The 18,001-nt window shown below is 69.9% G+C and carries 21 protein-coding genes and 2 pseudogenes; 13 read left to right on the forward strand and 10 right to left on the reverse strand.

The window, feature by feature from the left end:
* Position 1: 1 nt before the first annotated feature.
* Complete coding sequence (locus tag ABZ909_RS35195; RefSeq protein WP_357008651.1) at positions 2–1,282, reverse strand: aminotransferase class V-fold PLP-dependent enzyme; 1,281 nt, start codon at positions 1,280–1,282, stop codon at positions 2–4.
* Positions 1,283–1,409: 127 nt separating this feature from the next.
* Positions 1,410–1,985 (reverse strand): DUF2599 domain-containing protein, encoded by a 576-nt coding sequence (locus ABZ909_RS35200; RefSeq protein ID WP_357008654.1) that lies wholly within the window; start codon positions 1,983–1,985, stop codon positions 1,410–1,412.
* A 237-nt stretch (positions 1,986–2,222) separates the two neighbouring features.
* Here ABZ909_RS35200 and ABZ909_RS35205 point away from each other — a divergent pair, with 237 nt between their 5' ends.
* Positions 2,223–2,687: a hypothetical protein gene (locus tag ABZ909_RS35205; protein ID WP_357008657.1), complete on the forward strand. Its 465-nt coding sequence runs from the start codon at positions 2,223–2,225 to the stop codon at positions 2,685–2,687.
* A 113-nt stretch (positions 2,688–2,800) separates the two neighbouring features.
* On the opposite strand, the gene ABZ909_RS35210 is transcribed toward ABZ909_RS35205, so the two are convergent.
* A complete protein-coding gene (locus ABZ909_RS35210) occupies positions 2,801–4,531 on the reverse strand; it encodes a GMC family oxidoreductase (protein ID WP_357008659.1) in 1,731 nt (576 codons plus the stop codon).
* 100 nt (positions 4,532–4,631) lie between these two features.
* On the opposite strand from ABZ909_RS35210, the gene ABZ909_RS35215 reads away from it, so the two are divergent.
* Positions 4,632–5,309, forward strand: a complete 678-nt coding sequence (locus tag ABZ909_RS35215) for a MerR family transcriptional regulator (RefSeq protein ID WP_357008662.1) — start codon at positions 4,632–4,634, stop codon at positions 5,307–5,309.
* Positions 5,310–5,329: 20 nt separating this feature from the next.
* Here the strand turns inward: ABZ909_RS35215 and ABZ909_RS35220 are convergent, their stop codons facing one another.
* The 3 genes from ABZ909_RS35220 to ABZ909_RS35230 all read right to left on the reverse strand — a co-directional run bounded on the left by ABZ909_RS35220 (position 5,330) and on the right by ABZ909_RS35230 (position 8,491).
* The gene (locus tag ABZ909_RS35220) at positions 5,330–6,694 is read right to left on the reverse strand and encodes a family 1 glycosylhydrolase (protein ID WP_357008664.1); all 1,365 of its coding nucleotides are present in this window, start codon (positions 6,692–6,694) and stop codon (positions 5,330–5,332) included.
* 311 nt (positions 6,695–7,005) lie between these two features.
* Positions 7,006–8,328 (reverse strand): family 1 glycosylhydrolase, encoded by a 1,323-nt coding sequence (locus ABZ909_RS35225; protein ID WP_357008667.1) that lies wholly within the window; start codon positions 8,326–8,328, stop codon positions 7,006–7,008.
* A gap of 7 nt (positions 8,329–8,335) precedes the next feature.
* Complete coding sequence (locus ABZ909_RS35230; RefSeq protein WP_357008954.1) at positions 8,336–8,491, reverse strand: hypothetical protein; 156 nt, start codon at positions 8,489–8,491, stop codon at positions 8,336–8,338.
* Positions 8,492–8,509: 18 nt separating this feature from the next.
* Between ABZ909_RS35230 and ABZ909_RS35235 the strand changes: the two genes are divergently transcribed.
* Positions 8,510–8,677, forward strand: a complete 168-nt coding sequence (locus ABZ909_RS35235; protein WP_357008942.1) for a hypothetical protein — start codon at positions 8,510–8,512, stop codon at positions 8,675–8,677.
* Between the two features lie 116 nt (positions 8,678–8,793).
* On the opposite strand, the gene ABZ909_RS35240 is transcribed toward ABZ909_RS35235, so the two are convergent.
* Positions 8,794–9,513 carry an SDR family NAD(P)-dependent oxidoreductase gene (locus tag ABZ909_RS35240; RefSeq protein WP_357008670.1) on the reverse strand — a complete coding sequence of 240 codons (720 nt, stop codon included), beginning with the start codon at positions 9,511–9,513 and terminating at the stop codon, positions 8,794–8,796.
* 298 nt (positions 9,514–9,811) lie between these two features.
* Complete coding sequence (locus tag ABZ909_RS35245; RefSeq protein WP_357008672.1) at positions 9,812–10,330, reverse strand: hypothetical protein; 519 nt, start codon at positions 10,328–10,330, stop codon at positions 9,812–9,814.
* 108 nt (positions 10,331–10,438) lie between these two features.
* Between ABZ909_RS35245 and ABZ909_RS35250 the strand changes: the two genes are divergently transcribed.
* The 3 genes from ABZ909_RS35250 (at position 10,439) to ABZ909_RS35260 (ending at position 12,588) form a co-directional block, all read left to right on the forward strand.
* Positions 10,439–11,197: a hypothetical protein gene (locus ABZ909_RS35250; protein WP_357008675.1), complete on the forward strand. Its 759-nt coding sequence runs from the start codon at positions 10,439–10,441 to the stop codon at positions 11,195–11,197.
* A 116-nt stretch (positions 11,198–11,313) separates the two neighbouring features.
* On the forward strand, positions 11,314–11,763 hold the full coding sequence (locus ABZ909_RS35255) for a helix-turn-helix transcriptional regulator (RefSeq protein ID WP_357008945.1): 450 nt from the start codon (positions 11,314–11,316) through the stop codon (positions 11,761–11,763).
* A gap of 84 nt (positions 11,764–11,847) precedes the next feature.
* Positions 11,848–12,588: an aquaporin gene (locus ABZ909_RS35260; protein ID WP_357008677.1), complete on the forward strand. Its 741-nt coding sequence runs from the start codon at positions 11,848–11,850 to the stop codon at positions 12,586–12,588.
* On the opposite strand, the gene ABZ909_RS35265 is transcribed toward ABZ909_RS35260, so the two are convergent.
* Together ABZ909_RS35265 and ABZ909_RS35270 are read right to left on the reverse strand one after the other, a co-directional pair.
* Positions 12,585–13,556: an aldo/keto reductase gene (locus tag ABZ909_RS35265; protein WP_357008680.1), complete on the reverse strand. Its 972-nt coding sequence runs from the start codon at positions 13,554–13,556 to the stop codon at positions 12,585–12,587. The genes ABZ909_RS35260 and ABZ909_RS35265 overlap by 4 nt on opposite strands.
* An 88-nt stretch (positions 13,557–13,644) precedes the next feature.
* Positions 13,645–13,950 carry a hypothetical protein gene (locus ABZ909_RS35270; RefSeq protein ID WP_357008683.1) on the reverse strand — a complete coding sequence of 102 codons (306 nt, stop codon included), beginning with the start codon at positions 13,948–13,950 and terminating at the stop codon, positions 13,645–13,647.
* A gap of 103 nt (positions 13,951–14,053) precedes the next feature.
* On the opposite strand from ABZ909_RS35270, the gene ABZ909_RS35275 reads away from it, so the two are divergent.
* The 7 genes and pseudogenes from ABZ909_RS35275 to ABZ909_RS35305 all read left to right on the forward strand — a co-directional run bounded on the left by ABZ909_RS35275 (position 14,054) and on the right by ABZ909_RS35305 (position 17,939).
* Positions 14,054–14,227, forward strand: coding sequence for a hypothetical protein (locus tag ABZ909_RS35275; protein ID WP_357008686.1), 174 nt, complete (start codon positions 14,054–14,056; stop codon positions 14,225–14,227).
* A pseudogene (locus ABZ909_RS35280) lies at positions 14,224–14,511 on the forward strand (alkanesulfonate monooxygenase); the annotation flags it as partial. The gene ABZ909_RS35275 and the pseudogene ABZ909_RS35280, both read left to right, overlap by 4 nt.
* Positions 14,511–14,669: pseudogene (locus tag ABZ909_RS35285) on the forward strand (ABC transporter substrate-binding protein); the annotation flags it as partial. The pseudogenes ABZ909_RS35280 and ABZ909_RS35285, both read left to right, overlap by 1 nt.
* A gap of 394 nt (positions 14,670–15,063) precedes the next feature.
* Entirely contained in the window at positions 15,064–16,593 is a 1,530-nt protein-coding gene (locus tag ABZ909_RS35290) for an ATP-binding protein (protein WP_357008689.1), read from the forward strand.
* A complete protein-coding gene (locus ABZ909_RS35295; protein WP_354832976.1) occupies positions 16,590–17,024 on the forward strand; it encodes a roadblock/LC7 domain-containing protein in 435 nt (144 codons plus the stop codon). Before ABZ909_RS35290 ends, ABZ909_RS35295 begins: the two co-directional genes overlap by 4 nt.
* Positions 17,021–17,368, forward strand: coding sequence for a DUF742 domain-containing protein (locus ABZ909_RS35300; RefSeq protein WP_357008692.1), 348 nt, complete (start codon positions 17,021–17,023; stop codon positions 17,366–17,368). Before ABZ909_RS35295 ends, ABZ909_RS35300 begins: the two co-directional genes overlap by 4 nt.
* A complete protein-coding gene (locus ABZ909_RS35305) occupies positions 17,343–17,939 on the forward strand; it encodes an ATP/GTP-binding protein (protein ID WP_354832972.1) in 597 nt (198 codons plus the stop codon). Before ABZ909_RS35300 ends, ABZ909_RS35305 begins: the two co-directional genes overlap by 26 nt.
* The last annotated feature ends 62 nt before the right edge of the window (positions 17,940–18,001 follow it).

Genomic DNA, 18,001 nt, shown 5'->3' on the forward strand with positions numbered 1-18,001 from the left:
GTCAAGAGACCTCCTCGGCGATCGTGGCGACACACTCGGTGAACCGGTCGATCTCGTCGACGGTGTTGTAGACGTGGGTACTGACCCGCACCGAGTCCTCGTCCATCGGCACATCGTCGGCGGGCACACAGTGCGCGCCGGTGCGCACCAGGAACCCGAGCTCGCTGAGCACGAACCCGAGATCGGTGGCGCTGATCCCCTCCAGGGTGAAAGACGCGATCCCGTAGCCGGTTTCGCACGGCGCGTGCGCCGGACCCGGCAAGAACTCCACGCCCGGTATCGGGCGCAGGCCCGCGATCAGCCGCTGTGTCAGCGCCCGATTGTGGGCCGCGACGGCGTCCAGGCCCAGGTCGTCGAGCACCTCGAGGGCCGCGCCGAGCGCGAGAATGCCGGGGATATTGTGGGTGCCGCCCTCCAGCAACTGCGGCATGGAGCCGGCCAGCAGCCCCGAATCACCCAGCGACACCGCCGAATTGCCGCCCGGCAGGAACGGTGCCAGTTCACCATGGCGTCGGCGGCGGCAGTACAGCACACCGGTCCCGGGCGCCCCGAACATCTTGTGCGCGGAGAACACCGCGAAATCCGCGTCCAGCTCCGCCACCCGCACCGGCAGATGCCCGCCGGACTGGCTGCAGTCGAAACACAGTGCGATCGCCGGATCGATGCGCCCGCGCAACTCCTCGAGGGTGGTCAGCGCCCCGAACACGTGATGCAGATGCCCCACGGTGATCAGCCGGGTGCGCGGGGTGATCCGCGCGGCCACATCCTCGACATCGGCCTCGCCCAGCTCGGTGACCCGGTAGGGCACCAGCCGGATCGTGCGCCCGAACCCGCCCAGCAACCGCCGCAGGTGATGCCACGGATACACGTTCGAGGCGTGATCGCGTGGGCTGTAGAGGATCTCGTCGCCGTCGCGCAGCGTCGTCAGCCCCCACGACAGCGCCACCGCATTGAGACCGGCCGTGGACCCGCCGGTGAACACCACCTCATCCGGTGCGGCCCCGATGAATTCGGCCATCCGCTCGCGCACCGCCTCGATGCGGTGGGTCAGGCTGCTCGCCCACGGATAGGTGCCGCGTCCGGCATTGGCGGTGCGCTCACTGTGATAGCGGTGCACCGCGCGGATCACCGGCAGCGGCTTCTGGGTGGTGGACGCCGAATCGAGGTAGACGTCGGAGGTTTCGGTCAGCGCGGGGAAGAGCCGGCGCAGCGGCCGGCGCGCCGGTTCCCGGGCGGCGGCGGGCGGCGTGGGCGTAGAGGTCGGGGATGCGGAGGCGCGCACCGGAACCCTCCCTCCCAGGAGTTTGCGCTGGACGCCACCAACGATACGCACATTTGCGGTGCGCTCGAAGGTTCTCGCGGGCAACAGCTTTCGTCGGTGCGGCTTCGTGACCGCATCGAACGACCGCTCAGCGGTCGGGTCCGCCCGGATTGCACAGGGCCGCCACGGTCGCGTCGTAACCCACCGCGGGCCGCCACGGTTCGAGATTCCAGCTGGTCTTGTCCGGTGCGACCACCCGCGCCCACTCCCAGTGGCAGCGGAACTGGTCGTACATGCCGGGGGTGTCGGCGTCGGGCGCGGAGGTGAGCACCTCCTGCCAGGCCCGCCCCAGCGCGGCGGGGAAGGTGTCGGCGCGCCCGGCCTGCGTCGGATAGACCCGCAACCGGCGGCCGTCGGAGTCGTCGGTCCATTCGGTGTGGTCGATGAGCGCCTGATCCGGGAACGGATCCACCGTCGGCACCCCCGGTGTGGTCGGCGACGTACTCGTGATCGGCGCGGACGAACCGGTGGGCTGGGGTGCGCCGGTGGCCGGGGACGACGCGGAGGGCGGGGAGCCGGCGACCGTCGAGGGGTGCGGCGCCAGCGTCAGCGAACTCACCACCACCGGCGGCGAATCCTCGGCCGCCCCGCAACCGGTCAGTACCAGTGTCAGCGCGAGCACGGGCGAGCCACCCGCGAGTTTCCAGCGCCGCCGCATGGGCATTCGCCCCTTCCTTCCGATCGGTCCTGCCTGGATCCGACGCTACCAGCGGCGATTACGCGCATACCGTACTCGCGGGTAGCTAGGAACTTCAGCGTTCCGAGTACGCCTGCGCTGGTGCATTGGCCCAGACAGCACCTACGATGTCACGCGCAGGGCGGTTCGTGAAAGAGGGGACCGTCCGGCACCCTTGGTACCGGATGGTTGCTGACTGGCAGGGGAACAATGAACGCCGCGACTGTGAAATTGCTTGTGTGGGAGTGCGACAACACCCTGTGGGACGGGGTGGTCTGCGACTCCACCGCCGGCGCGCTGCGCGCCGAGGCCGCGCGCTCGCTGCGCATCCTCAACGAGCGCGGCGTCATGCACGCCGTCGCCTCCCGCGGCGAATGGGCCTGGACGGTAGAGCAATTGCGCCGCCACGGCGTGGCCGAGCGCTTCGCCGCCGTCGAGGTCGGCTGGGGCCGCAAGTCCGCGGCCATCACCCGCATCGCCGAAACCCTGGGCGTGGGCCTGGACCAGGTCGGCTACATCGACGCCGAACCGCTCGAGCGCAGCGAGGTCGCCCACGCCCTGCCACAGGTGCGCTGCTACGCCGCCCGCCACGTGGATGTGCTTGCCGCGCTGCAGGAATTCCGCGCCCCCGTCGGCGACGTCCCGCCGCCCACCTCCCCGATGGGATTCGCCCACATCCACGCCCGCTGACCCACGCGACGTCACGGCGCTGACCAGCGCTGTGACACGGCGCTGACCAGCGCCACGTCACAGGCCCGCCGATCGGAATCGATCGACGGGCCTGCGCTGTAGCCGACGTTGGATCAGGCGGGGGTGGATTCGGTCCCGCCGCTGCGGATCTCGACGATCGGCAGCACCAGCGCCGCCGGGGCGCTCGCCGGGACCATCGGCTGCACCGGTGCAACGGGTGCAATACGGGCGTAGCCCGCCGCCTGCGACGGGCGGGTGTCGGCCTCGCCCTTGTTGGGCCACAGTGCGGCCGCGCGCTCGGCCTGTGCGGTGATGGTCAGCGACGGGTTCACGCCCAGGTTCGCCGAGACCGCCGCGCCGTCGACCACGCTCAGGGTCGGATAGCCGTAGACGCGGTGGTAGGGGTCGATGACACCGTGGTCGGCGTCCGCGCCGATCGCCGCGCCGCCCAGGAAGTGGGCGGTCAGCGGGATATTGAACACCTCACCCCAGGAACCGCCCGCGACACCGCCGATCTTGTCCGCGACCGCGCGGGTGACCTGGTTGCCGACCGGGATCCAGGTCGGATTCGGTTCGCCGTGGCCCTGTTTGGAGGTCAGCTTGCGCCCGAACAGGCCGCGCTTGGTATAGGTGGTGATGGAGTTGTCCAGATGCTGCATGACCAGCGAGATGATGGTGCGCTCGCTCCAGTTGCGCACCGACAGGAACTGCAGCAGCGTCAGCGGGTGCAGCAGCACCGTCCACAGGAACCGCAGCCAGCGCGGGATCTTGCCGCCGCCGTCGACCATGAGCGTCTGCAGCAGGCCCATCGAGTTGGAGCCCTTGCCGTAGCGGACCGGCTCGATGTGGGTGTCGGGGGTGGGGTGGATGGAGGAGGTGATGGCCACGCCGCGGGTGAAGTCCACATCCGGGTTCACCTTGCGGGTGGCCGCGCCCACGATGGACTCGGAGTTGGTGCGGGTCAGCACGCCCAGCCGCGGCGAGAGCTGCGGCAGCACCCCCTTGTCGCGCATGGCGAACAGCAGCTGCTGGGTGCCGCGGGTGCCGGCGGCCAGCACCACGTGCTTGGCGGTGTAGGTCTTGGGCTGTTTGCGCAGCCAGGCGCCGGTGCGCTCGGTCTCCACGTCCCAGGTGCCGTCGGGCAGCGGGCGCACGGTGGTGACCGTGGTCATCGGGAACACCTGCGCGCCACCCTTTTCCGCCAGGTACAGGTAGTTCTTGACCAGGGTGTTCTTGGCGTTGTGGCGGCAGCCGGTCATGCACTCGCCGCATTCGATGCAGCCGGTGCGGTCCGGGCCCGCGCCGCCGAAGAACGGGTCGGGCACGGTCTTGCCCGCCTCGCCGAAGAACACTCCGACCGGGGTCTGCACGAAGGTGTCGCCGACGCCCATGTCCTCGGCGATCTGCTTGAACACCTCGTCGGCGGGGGTCATGTGCGGGTTGGTGACCACGCCGAGCATCTTGCGGGCCTGGTCGTAGTAGGGCATGAGTTCGTCGTGCCAGTCGGTGATCTCGCGCCACTGCGGGTCCTGGAAGAACGGGGCCGGGGGCACATAGAGGGTGTTGGCGTAGTTCAGTGAGCCGCCGCCCACGCCCGCGCCCGCGAGGATGAGGACATCGCGCAGCGGGTGGATGCGCTGAATCCCGAAGCAGCCCAGCTTCGGCGCCCACAGGAACTTGCGCAGGTCCCAGCTGGTGTCGGGGACCTGGTCGTCGGCGAAACGCCGACCGGCCTCGAGTACACCGACGGTGTAGCCCTTCTCGGTCAGGCGCAGTGCGCTCACACTGCCGCCGAATCCTGACCCGACGATGAGCACGTCGAAATCGGTGTCGCGTTGGGTCATGGAATCTCCCTTGTCGTCGTCGACAGTGTGGCGGCGGTTACGCTAATGTGGACAGTTGTAACTGTCAACGTCAACTGGTAGCGGTATCTATGCTGTTCGGGTGGATCGATACAGCCGTCTGCAACTCGCCGAACTCAGCGGTGTCGCCGCCCGCACCATCCGCTACTACCACTCGGTCGGCGTGCTACCCCGGCCCGGCCGGGCCGGTAAGGAAGCCGTCTACGGTTCCGAACACCTCGAACGGCTGCGCGCCATCACCGCCATGCAGGCGCGCGGGCTGCGCCTGGACGCGATCCGCGAGGTGTTCGAGGCCGAGGTACCCGCAGACGGCGACTGGCGTGAGGTCTTCGATCCGCGCTACAGCGCCGAGGCCGACACCCGCACGATCCTCGACGACGAGGCCCTGACCGAGTTGCTCGGCGATCGCCGCCCCGAGATCCTCGACGACCTGCTCGCCGCGGGCTACCTGGAGCGCATAGGCGAGCGCTGGCGGGTGCCCGAACCGGCCATGCTCACCGGGGCGCTCATCCTCTACGACGTGGGCACCGACATCGCCCTGTCGGGCGTACTGCGCAAGCTGATCCGCACCCATCTCGCGACCCTGGCCGACGAGATGATCCGCGTCATCCGCGAGGCCTCGGGCGCGGAGTACAGCGGCGAGGGCGTGGACCTGGATCTCGACCGCTTCCGCGACCGGTTCCGGGCCGCGGCCCGTGAGGTCGGCGGGGTCACCCTGGTGGAGGAGATCGAACGCGCGGTGCGTGAACCTCGCCGCTGAACCCCGCCGCGGCGGCCGGATCAGGGCGCGGGGACCGGGGCCGCGCTGGGGACGGTGACGGGAGAATCGCAGCTGGCGGGCGGATCCACCAGGTGGCAGTCCGAGGGGAAGCGCACCGGCTCGTAACGGGAGGGCACGCCGCCGACGGTGATGATCTGGCGGTAGGTGTCCACGGCGTCGGTGGGTTTGCGGGTCAGGCTCGGATCGGTGAGCACGTCGACGGTGTAGAGGCCGAAACGCGGTGTGTAGGAACCCCACTCGTAGTTGTCGGTGAGACTCCAGTAGTTGTAGCCGACGAGGTTCATGCCGTCGGCCCTGGCGCGCTGCAGCCAGTAGACGGTGTCGCGCAGGTGATCCGAGCGGGTGTAACCGTCGGCGCGGGGCTTGCCGTTCTCGGTGGGCATCCCGTTCTCCACCACCCACAGCGGCTTGCCCGGGAACTTCTGCGAATAGTGTTGCAGCGCATAGTAGATGCCCTCGGGCCGGATGGGCAGCTCCCACATCCCGGCCGGCGGCGCGCCCGAACCGTCGGGCAGGTTGACGGCATTGGACCTGGGCGGCTCGAGGCCGAAGTAGTAGTCCACGCCGATGAAGTCGAGTTTGCCGCCGATGCGGTCCATGAGCGGGCCGTTGACCTGCGACTCCGAACCGGCCACATACCCGACATTGCTGGTGACCAGCGCCTTGGGCTGCACCTGGTGGATGTAGTCGTAGATCTGGTTGTGTACCTGGGCGACCTCGTCGAGCATCTGGTCGGCGTCGGTGTCGTTCTGGCGCACCTCGTGCATGATGTAGGCGACCGGCTCGTTCACCGTGACCCACACCGGATTTCGCGAGGTGTAGCGGTCGACCACCTTGTGGGCATTGGCCAGCCAGTCGTCCACCATGCCCGGATTGCGCCAGCCGCCGCGCTCGGCCTCCCAGCCCGGATACACCCAATGGTCCAGTGTCAGCATGGGTTCCATGCCATTGGCCACGATGTCGTCGACGAGCCGGTCGTAGAAGGCGAACCCGTCCTCGTCCCAGACCCCGGGCTCGGGCTGCAGCCGTGCCCATTCGATGCCGATGCGGAACACCTTCGACCCGAGGCTCGCGGCCAGGGCGATGTCGCTGGGGTAGCGGGAGCGGAAGTCGATGGAGTCGCGGTAGCGGTCCCAGCCGGGATTGGCGTCGATGTAGTGCATCCAGTTGCTGTCGGGCGCATGCCCCTCGGACTGGAATCCCGACGCGGCCACGCCCCACAGGAAGTCCGGGCCCAGGCTGCCGCGCGCGCCGGCCGCGGGCGCCGGGGTGGCCGGGGTGGCGTGGGCGACGCTCGCCACCGGGAGCAGCATCGCAGCGGCCGCGAGCGAGGCCAGGACGAGGCGGTGCAGTCGTCTGCGCATCGGGGCTCCTCCTCCGGGACGGGTGGTAGGAATGTCCCGAATCGGAGCGTAGCTGCTGGTTAACTGAATTTCGGGGCAGCGGTGGGCGTGTCGCGGTGCGCGACCGGTCTCCCCGCCCCCCGGTCGGCGTCCGGTTTTCCGGTCCGGAAAAGCCGTGCGGGGCCGTCACCAGCCACTTTACCCGCCTGCGCGCGATCCGCGGTGTCGGTACACGCCTACCGTTCGAGTCGTACCGGCCTGTGGCCCAAGCAGTTCCACGGGGGGGAGTAACAGTCCGGTGCAACCAGCCGGCGCTCGAGCGTGTCACGGAGTCAGCGGGGCAGGGCGACCGGGTCGGCGCAGCTGTCGAGGGCGTCCACCAGCGAGCAGGTCGCGGGCGAGCGCGTCGGCAGGTAGCCGGCGGGCACGCCGCCGTCGTGGGTGATGGCGCGGTAGGTATCCACGGCGTCGGTGGGGCGGCGGGTCAGGCTCGGATCGGTGCGCACGTCGACGGTGTAGAGGCCGAAACGCGGTGTGTAGGAACCCCACTCGTAGTTGTCGGTGAGACTCCAGTAGTTGTAGCCGATGACGTTCATGCCGTCGGCCCTGGCGCGCTGCAACCAGTAGACGGTGTCGCGCAGGTCGTCGGCGCGGGCGTAGCCGTCGGCGCGGGGCGCGCCGTTCTCGGTGGGCATGCCGTTCTCCACGATGTAGAGCGGCTTGCCGGGGAACCGGCGGGCGAAGTGGCGCAGCGTGTAGTACAGGCCATCGGCTTGCAGCGGCAGCTTCCACAGCGCCGACGAGGCGAAGTTGGCGTACTCGGCGGCCGTGCCGGGGGACAGGCCGTAGTAGTCGATGCCGACGAAATCCAGCTTGGCCGCGATCGCATCGAGCATGGCGCCGTTGACGATCGGATCCGCGGCGGGCACGTAGGCGACATTGCTGGTCACCATGGCGTCGGCCTGGCGGGTGTGGATGTAGTCGTAGATGCTGTTGTGCGCCTGCGCGAGTCGCGCCTGCATGGCCGGCACGTCGGCGGCGGGCAGCCCCCCGTTGCGGACCTCGTTCATGATGTAGGCGAAGGGCTCGTTGATGGTGACCCACATCGGATCGTCGCCGGCGTAGCGGTCGACCACCGTACGCATGGTCGCCAGCCAGTCCTCGACCATGCCCGGATTCGCCCATCCGCCGCGATCGGCTTCCCACCCCGGATACACCCAGTGGTCGAGGGTGATCATCGGCCGCATTCCGGCGGCCCGGATGGCCGCGATCACCTTGTCGTAGAAGGCGAATCCGTCCTCGTCCCACACCCCCGGCCGCGGTTGCACCCGCGCCCATTCGATGCTGAGCCGGTAGGTGTCGACGCCCAGATTCGCGGCCAGCGCGATATCGGCGGCATACCGGTCGTAGAAGTCGACGCTGTCGCCGTAGCGGTCGTAATCCGGGTGGGTGTCCACGTACCGGCGCCAATTGCTGTCGGGCGCATGGCCTTCGTTCTGGAACCCCGCCGCGGCCACACCCCAGTGGAAGCCGGAGCCCAGTGCGGGCAGGTCCGACGGGGCGGGCGCGGCACCGGCCGGGGTGCCGGTCGCGAGCACAGCGGTGGCGGCCACGGCCAGGGCGGCGACGGCATGGCGGCGGGCGTGCGTACGCACGGTCTCCTCATTCGGCAGGCAGCGAATCGGGCAGGCGTCCGGCATTATTGCCGACGCGCGCCCACACAACCCGGGGTTCGGCCGAACAGTCCGGTCCGGGCACGACGTCGAGATAGCGGGAAGCTGGCGCACCGAGCTGAATCCGGCCCTGATCGCCGAGCACTACGACGACCTACTACGGCTGGCTGGATCGGTCGAGTTCGGGCACGCCACCGCGTCCGCGCTGGTCGGCAAGCTGTCGACAGCACGCTCTGGCCGCGGCGCTGAAGGAATACGAGGCCGTGCGCCGAAGCCTGTGTCGACATCCAGGAGCACGGCGAGCGGGAAGACGCCACGCTGGCCGCATTGATCGCGATCATCGCCGGGCGACCGGGAGCGCTACCGGACCGGCTGCTCGGCAAGGACGACCGCATCCTGCAACGCAAGGCGACCTGTGCTGTTGCCGGGCACCGGGCTCGTCGCTGCTCACCAGGAAACCCGGCCGGCGTCGTTGAAGTATCCGCCGGTGGGCCCGTCGTCGTCGAGAGTCGCCAGGCGGATCGCAATGCGGGCGCCGTCGGCGGCGGTGCGGGTCACGCCGGGAAGATCCTTGGTGAAGTCGGTCGCGCAGGGACCGGGATCTGCGGCGTTGACCTTGATGCCCTCGCCATCAAGGTGTTTGGCGTATTGGACGGTGATGTGGTTGAGAGCAGATTTGGACGGAGAGTAGGCGACATTCGCGGGCAGGCCGGTGAAGTAGTCCTCCGGGTCGGACATGCGGCTGATCGAGCCGAGGCCGGAGCTGACGTTGACGATGCGGCCGCGGCGTGAACGTCGCAAAAGCGGCAACATTGCTTCGGTGACGGCCACAACGCCGAAAACGTTGGTGGCGAACACCGCTCGGAGTGTGTCGAGTTCGACTGAGCCGGGCTGCTGATTGTGGCGAGGGCCAGCGATGCCGGCGTTGTTCACCAAGACGTCCAGGCGCCCGTGTCGCGTAGCGATCCACTTGGCCGCGGCGGTGGGGTCGTCAGCTGTAGTGACATCCAGCCGGATCGCGTGGGCGTGGATGCCGTCGCCACGCAACCGGGCAGCGGCTCGTTCGCCCTGTTCCGAATCACGAGCACCGACCAGCACCGCCGCGCCGAGATGTCCCAGTCCAGCGGCGATTTCGTAGCCGATACCGCGATTGGCGCCGGTGATCAATGCGACCGACCGGCGTGTGTTCTGATGTCATATCGCCAGCTCAACACAGCAGCGCCGCAGGCACCAGGACCGAGTTGGTCTGCACGGATACCTTGCTGCTGGAGACTCGGGAGCTGGTCTATTTCGTGGCCGTCGCCGAGGAACTGCATTTGGGGCGGGCCGCGCAAAGAGTCGTATCGCCCAGCCCGCGTTGTCATGGGCGATCGCCTGGCTGGAACGGCGCATGAGCGTGGCGTTGCTGCACCGCACCAGCCGGCATGGGCGCACGGGGTCTCGGTGGTGGACACGGCGAGGATGCTCACTCGGCGGGCTCGTCGCCGTGCGGGTTCGGGCCCCAGCCCGGTCGGCCGGGGCCGTGGCGCTGCGGGTGGTCCGGACCGCCCGGTTGCCCGGGCCCGCCGAAGGGCCAGCCCGGAATCTTCGGCATGCCAGGCATTTTCGCCCAGTCGGGCGGCTCCGGCATGAGTGGCAGCTGTGGCACCTCGGGCATGTGCGGGACCGGCGGGACCGGCGGGATCTGGATGCCCGCGGCGGGCCCGCCGAAGCGCTGGAATGCGGCTTGGCGTGAGGTGCCGAAGATTTCGCCGATCTCGGCCCAGGTGCGGCCCTCGTCGCGGGCCTGGCGGACCAGGGAGCGCAGCACGTCGTCGACGACGCCGTCGAGGCTGCGGGCCGCGCGCAGCGCCGCCATGACCGACGGCGCGGGCTTGCCGTCGCCGGGCCGCAGCACCTCGGCGACGAATTCGGCATTGGTGGACAACAGTTTTGCCAGGACCGCGCGCTCGTCGGCGGGGTCTCTGTGTCGGGGATCACTCACATGTAAATGCTGCCTTTACAGGAGAACCCCTGTCAAGGAACGATTTACACGCTCGCGAATACTGGTCATTAGCTGAAAGGGGGGCGGCGGGTTTGCCGCGCCTATAACGTGGTCGTCAGCGATCAGGAGGTGCTGGGTGAGGACACCGACGACATGACCGATCCCGAGAGATGCGCGGCCGAGCACGAGCTGTTCGAGCTGGTCCGCAAGGCCGGATTCGAGGGGCCGGCCTGGAAACTGCTGGCGGACAGTCTGGTTCGCCACGCATTGGCCGTGCTGGGGCCGTGGGTACGCAGTGGCTGGATTTTCTCGGTGGCCGAGCAGAAGCGCATGCCGCTTCGCCCGACCGCGCAGGAACGACTGCTGGTGGAGACCCGCTTCACCGAGGACTTCGTGCAGGAGACCATCACCCGCGCGCTGGAGCGCTTCCGCCGCAATGCCCGCGACGGCGACGGCTGGAATGCCGACGGCGGCCTCAGCCTGGGCAGCTACTTCATCGGCGCGTGTGTGCTGGCCTTCGTCGAGCACTTCCGCCGCAGCCGCCGCACGGGCGACCTCTACCAGTTCCGGGCCGCGGCCTCGGTGGCCATCGTGACCGAGGACGGCCCGGACCTGATGGCGGTGCTGGCCTCCGCCGAGGACGTAGCCGGTTCGGTGGTGGACCGGCTGGCGTTCCGCAGCCGCCTGGCCGAGCTCGGCGACCGCGACCGTGGGCTGGTGTGGGGCAAGGCCATGGGCCTGACCGGCCGCGAAGTCCAGCATCTGTTCGACTTCCCGTCCGTGAAGGCGGTCGAACAGCGCTGGGCCCGACTGAAAGGCGACCACGGCTGGATGACCGGCCTCGACGGCAAGGAGGCGGCCGAATGAGCCCCGACCGCGCGCCGGACCCGGTGGCCCGCATCGCCGAGCTGCTCGAGCGGTCCTCGCTGAACGAGCCCGCGCTGCAACGGCTCTACGCCCGCATCCCGCACCGCGTCGCCGAACTGCAGGCCACCCCGACCACCGTCCCCGCGCCCGCGTCCGGATTCGCGGACCGGCTCAACAGGCTCTTCGAGGTCGTGCCCGCCCCGGGCGAGCGCCCACACACCAACTCCGAGGTGGCCGCCCAGCTGACCGCGTGGGGCCACCCCATCTCCAAGCCCTATCTGAGCCAGCTGCGCTCGGGCGTGCGGACCGACCCCTCCCGCGAGACGATTGCCGCGCTGGCCCGCTTCTTCCGGGTCCGGTCGGCCTATTTCGCCGACGACGCCTACACCACCGCTGCCGACCTGGACTCCGACCTGATCGCCCGGCTGCAGTTCCACGGCCTGCGCAAACTGTCCACGCGGGCCTTCGATCTGAGCGAGGAGTCCCAGAACCTGCTGACCTCCATGGCCGATCGCCTGCGCGTCACCGAGGGTCTGCCCGAGGTCGGCGGCGGCGGGGTCGATTGATCGCCGAACCCGGCCGCGCCTGATATACGAAATATCTTGCGGCGACGCGGTCCTGCGCCAACGCTGGTCTGCCACCGTGTCCGGGTGCCGAACCATGAACGTCCGCTGATCGATCCCTCCGACACCGCGCCCGCCGAGGCCGGACTGTCGCTGGCGCGGCGCTCGGCAGCCGAGTTCGCCGGAACCGCGGCGCTGGCGGCGGTCGTGATCGGCTCCGGGATCGCGGCCGAACAGCTCTCGCCCGGAGATCTCGGACTGCAGCTGCTGGAGAACTCCACCGCGAGCGCCTTCGGCCTGGCCGTGCTGATCCTGGCGTTCGGCCCGATTTCGGGCGCCCACTTCAATCCCGTGATGTCACTGGCGGATTGGCTCGGCGGGCGGCGGCAGCGCACCGGGCTCGGCACCCGGGAACTGGGAGCCTACGTGTCCGCGCAGTGCGCGGGCGCGATCGTCGGTGCCTTGCTGGCCAACGCCATGTTCGATCGCACTCCACTCCAGATCGCGACCCACCATCGTGTCACCGGCGGCCACCTGCTCGGCGAAATCCTCGCCGCCGCCGGGCTGATCGCCGTGGGCTTCGCCGCCGCCCGCCAGGGCCGCGGTGCGAGCGCCGCGGCCCTGGCCGCGTACCTCGGCTCGGCCATCTGGTTCACCAGTTCGGGTTCCTTCGCCAACCCCGCACTCACCATGGGCCGCATGCTCTCGGACTCCTTCACGGGCATCGCCCCGGCCTCGGTGCCCGCGTTCGCCGCGGCCCAGATCGTCGGCGGCCTGGCCGGTTCGAGCCTGATGACCCTGCTGTACCGGCCGGCCGGGACCGACTAGGGGTGGCGCGTCGTCGAGGGGACCGCGAAGGAGGTGCGGTCGCCCGACCAGCCTTCGGGCGGGACCAGCTTGTCGAGCTCGGCGAGGTCCTCGGCGCTGAGCTCGACCGCGGCGGCCGCGGCGTTCTCCAGAATGCGCGCCGAGCGGCGGCTGCCGGGAATCGGCATGATGTCCGGCCCCTGCGCCAGCAGCCAGGCCAGCGCCAGTTGCCCGGCCGAGATGCCCAGGCGCGCGGCCAGGTCCCGCAGCGCCGCCACCTGCGCGAGATTCTCGTCGAGATGCTCGCCCTGGAAGCGCGGGTCATTGCGCCGGAAGTCGCTGTCGGCGACCGTGGCCGAATCCAGTGTGGCAGTGAGCAATCCGCGACCCAGTGGGCTGTAGGGCACGATCCCGACCCCGAGTTCGCGTGCCACCGGGACGATATCGCGTTCGGGCGCGCGCCACAGCATCGACCACTCGAACTGCACCGCTGCGATCGGGTGCTCCGCCACCGCCTCCCGCAGTTGCTGCGGGGTGGCCTCCGAGATGCCCAGGTGCCGCACCTTTCCGGCCTTCACCAATTCCGCCATGGCTCCGACGGTCTCGGCCACCGGCACCTCCGGGTCGATCCGGTGCAGGTAGTACAGGTCGATCACCTCGCGCCCGAGCCGCTGCAGCGATTCCTCGCAGTACCCGCGCACATGCTCGGGCTTGCCGTCGAGTCCCACGCCGGTCTCGGTCCGCACGATCCCGAACTTGGTGGCCACCAGGGCTTTCGTCCCCGCCAGCGCCCGTCCGACCAGCCGCTCGTTGTGCCCGCGCCCATAGCTCATCGCCGTATCGAACACGGTGACGCCCGCGTCCATCGCGTCCCGGATGGCCGCGGTCGACTCGCCGTCGTCGGCCGCCCCGTACCCCTGGGAGAACCCCATACACCCCAGCCCGATCGCCGACACCGTCACACCATTGCCGAGCCGCTGTTCACGCATGCCGCCCATCGTGTCAGCCGCGCCCGCCGCCCACCAATCCGAATTCGAATGAAATCCATTGATTGCCAGATGGATCGGCGCATCCGGGTCAGTCGGCGGCGGCGGCGAAACGAGCGGCGATGTCGGCGGCGGTGATCTTGGCCAGATCGACCAGGAACGGGAGCCGTTCGGGAATCATGAGCGCGGTCGTTCCGCGCAGCCCCAGCGTGAACCGGCAGGGCGCGCCGGGCGTCTGGATGGGGACGGCCAGCGTGCGGAAGCCGGGGTCGAGTTCCTCGTCGTTGTAGGCGGGGCGCTGTCCGCCGCGGCCGGGCGCACCGTGCGGGCGGGCATCGAGGTGCCCGTCATCGGGCGCGAGACCGAGACCGAGGCGTGGGCCAGGGTCGAAAGGCAATGGCGCGAACTGTATCCGGACGGGCCGGGTGCGGCGGCGCTGGACCTCGGCGACGGGCGCTTGGCGGGCTTCACCCGGCTGGGATATCCGCAGGCCATCGGCTTTGGTCGGCAGCTACGAGCAGGTGGCGCGGCGATTGCGGGCGTACGCGACGGCCGGCGTCGACACCGTGGTGCTGTCCGGGCACCCGCACCTCGAGGAGGTCTACCGCGCCGCGGAACACCTGCTGTTCCTCGCCGACCCGACCGGCCGCACGGTGAAGGAGGCCACCGCATGACCATCGACATCTATTGGCGCATCGGCATGGAGGGCGATCACGCCTCACTGCGCACCCCGCGCCGCTACAACCGCGGCCACGCCGGCGGCTACTGTCCCGGCAATATCGCCCCGGCCGTGCGCGCGGGCGAGCTCGACGGCTACAGCTACCTCGACCCGGCCGCGGCCGGGGCCCGCGCCTCGGAATCGGCCGGGTTCCTCGGTGGCCTGCTGCCGTCGTTCCCCATCACCGAGGACCCGTGGGCGGTGGCCGCCGCCCTGGCCCGCGAGACCACCACCTACCGGTCGGTCCGGTGACTGCGGAGTTCCTCGATGAGCAACAGCGCGCGGCGGACCTGCTGACGGCCAACGGCTTGCTGCCCCGGCGGATCGATGTGCGGGCGGCGGTCGTTCCCTGGATCGCCGATGCGGTCACTGCCACGACGGCGGCCGCCGCGGGCTGAGGCCGCACGAGCAGCGCCCGTTGCCGCGTGGCATCCGGTGGAGACGATTTGCCGAAGCGGTCTCCACCGGATGCCATGTGCCATTCTGCTGCCGCAACCGGGAGGTTGCTGGCGTGCGAGCAGGGCTGGGGCGTGCACGAGGGGCGGGAGAGCGCGGACCCCGGGGCGGTGGTCGAGTGACCAATTGCCAGGCCGCGGACCTCGGGTTCGGGTCGCCCGGCTGAACGGGTCCTTCCGCACCGGGGCTTCGGGATGCAAATCGGGGTGAAATGCTGTGAGCTGCACGGGCTCCGGGTTGCGGTTTGCTCGGAGATACCGAAAGGTTAGGGGAGACAGAGGATTCTGCTATGGTGGCTCCGCCGATTTCAGGATCGGCCGGACGACAAGAGAATTGATGAATCAAGACAACGCCGTGCTGCTTTCCTGGGTTCTTGCTGCCGCGCTGCTATTCGCCGTGGTCGGGCTGCTGTTTCTGTGGCGTGCCATGCGCGCCGAACGCGGGCGGGTTGCCGCCCTGCGCGAGGAGCAGGCCAACCGCGATGTCGCGGTCGAGGACATGATCGTGAACCTGACCGAGAACGTCGTGCCCGCCATCGGCGCGGCCGTCCGTCGCTCGGACCCCGACAACCCCACCGTGGACCTGCCGATCGTGCTCGAGCAGTCGCGCATCGCGGAGCTGGTGTGGCAGTGGACCGCCCGCTGCGGCGAGGAGCTGCAGAAGGTGGCCGCCGAGACCCGCGACCGGGTCCGGCGCGAGGCCGAGACCGAAGCGCAGCTCGTGGTGGCGCAGGCCGAATCCGAGCGTGAGACCGCGGTGGCCCAGGTCGAGGAGGTGGCTCAGCTGGCCATCGCCCAGGCCGAGGAGGCCGCCCGCGTCGCCGTCGCGCAGGCCGGGGAGGCCTCGCGCACCGCGGTCGCCGAGGCCGCCGACAGCGCCCGCGCCCAGGTGGAGGGCTCCGCCCGCGAGGCCACCTCGGCCGCGGTGCGCGCCTTCGGCGCTTCGGTGGTGAGTCTCGGCGCGGACGTCAGCCAGGTGCTCAGCGCCGCGCTGCGTCAGCACCGCAATGACGAGACCTTCGAAACGCTCACCCGCATCGACCATTCCGTGCAGCAGATGATCCGCCAGGCGCAGTCCTATGTGATCGTCTGTGGTGGCCTGCCCGGCCGCCGCTGGCCGCAGCAGACCCTCACCGACGTGGTGGGCGGCGCCACCGGCCGAGTCCGCGACTACACCCGGGTGCGCGCTACCGAACTGGACCGCCCGGTCGTGAGCCGCGCGGTGGAGCCGCTGGTGCACACCGTCGCGACGCTACTCGACAACGCGCTGCGCTACTCGCCGCCGACCTCCTACGTGGACATCGGTTTCCAGGAGGGCCACCACGGCATTACGGTGATCATCGACGACGCCGGTGTGCGGATGAATCCCGAGCAGCTCGAGGAGACCCGCCGCGTCCTCGCGGGCGACCAGCTCGTCGACATCCACGCGCTGGGCCCGACCCCGCGCGTCGGCTTCCCCGGCGTGGCCGCGCTCGCGCGCCGCTACGGCTTCTCCGTCTACATCGACGGCCCCAATATGTACGGCGGCATGCGCGCCATGGTCTTCATTCCGGAGACCCTGCTGGCCGCGCCCGCGCCGACACCCGTGGCCGTTGCCGCCCCGACCCCCGTGCCGGCGCCCGCCCGGATTCCGGCACCCGACCCGGAACCCACGGTGGTGGCCATGGATTCGGTGCCTCAGGAACTCACTTCCGGCGGCCTGCCCAAGCGGCGCCGCCGCTCGGCGTCGGTGTCGGTGGCGGCACCCGTGCGCCCGGTCGTCGTGGATTCGACATCCGCGCGACCCGACATCGCCGCTGCCTGGCACAGCGGCTCCCAGCGCGGTCGAGCGGCCGCGTTCGAGCACTCCGAAGGGATGACATCGTGACCGGTACGCCCGCGACGGCCGTCAGTGACACGAACCGGCTGGCCTGGTTGCTGGACGATCTCGAAGCGCCGGGGGTCCGGTTCGCCGTCCTGCTATCCGAGGACGGCCTGCGCATCGCCCACACCGGTGGCGTGAGCATCGACGACGCCGAGCGTTTCGCCGCGGCCGCCTCCGGCCTGCGGGCCCTGGGCAAGGCGCTCGCCGAGTTCTGCGGCGGCACCTCCGACAATGCGGTGCGCCAGAACATGACCGAGTACGCCGACGGGATGATCTTCATCACCGCCGCCGGAGCCGGTGCGCTGCTGGGTGTTTCGACCACCCAGGACGTGGATGTCAGCCTGGTCGCGCACCGGATGAACGAACTGGCCCTGCGGGTCGGGCGTGAGCTCGGCAGTATGTCGCGGACCAGGGCGGATCTGCCGCGCTCATGAGTCGGCCGCGGCGCGACCCCGATCTGGTCCGGGCGTATGTGCGCACCGGCGGCCGATCGCGCCCGACGCGGGTGCTGGATCTGGTCAGTCTGGTTGTCGCGGTGGCCGATCCGGCCCCCGGCGCGTCGCCCGATGCCCGCCGCATCATCCAGCTCGCCCGCCGCGGCGTGCTGACGCTGGCCGAGTTGGCGGCCTATCTGGACCTGCCGCCGTCGGTCGTGAAGATCCTGGTGGCGGATCTACTGGACAGCGGTCATTTGGCCGTCCCGACCCCGGTGGAAGCGCTGCCGGGCAAAGCCCTCTTGGAGGAGGTACTCGATGGACTCCGCGCTCTCTCCGCATGAGCGCGTCGTCGACTATGTGCCGCAGACCGTCACCCGCACCGTAAAGTTGCTGGTGGCGGGGAACTTCGGCGTCGGGAAGACCACGTTCGTGGGTAGCGTGTCGGAGATCCGGCCGCTGCGCACCGAGGAGACGATCACCGAGGCCAGCGTCGGCGTCGACGATATGGCCGGGCTGCCGGGCAAGACCACCACCACGGTGGCCATGGACTTCGGCCGCATCACCCTGAATCCGCGTCTGGCGCTGTACCTGTTCGGCACGCCCGGCCAGCGCCGCTTCGTGCCCATCTGGGAAGACCTGGCCGTCGGCGCGCTGGGCGCGCTGGTGCTGGTCGATACCCGCCGGCTGGAGAAGGCCGACGAATCGCTGTCCATCCTCGAGGAACGCGGTGTGCCGTTCGCGGTGGCCGTCAACGACTTCGAGGGCGCGCCCAAGCATCCGCTCGACGAGGTCCGCGATGCGCTGGACCTCGACCAGGGCACGCCGCTGATGCGGCTCGACGCCCGGGACCGCAATCCGTGCCTGCAATCGCTGATCACCCTGGTCGAGTACCTGTTGGAGCCGCGCGTCTAGCCGTATTTTCCACGGGCAGAACATCATTCGTGGTGAAAGGCCCGGCCCGGCCGCCTGCGTGA

The sequence above is a fragment of the Nocardia sp. NPDC046763 genome, assembly GCF_040645495.1.
Classification (GTDB): domain Bacteria; phylum Actinomycetota; class Actinomycetes; order Mycobacteriales; family Mycobacteriaceae; genus Nocardia.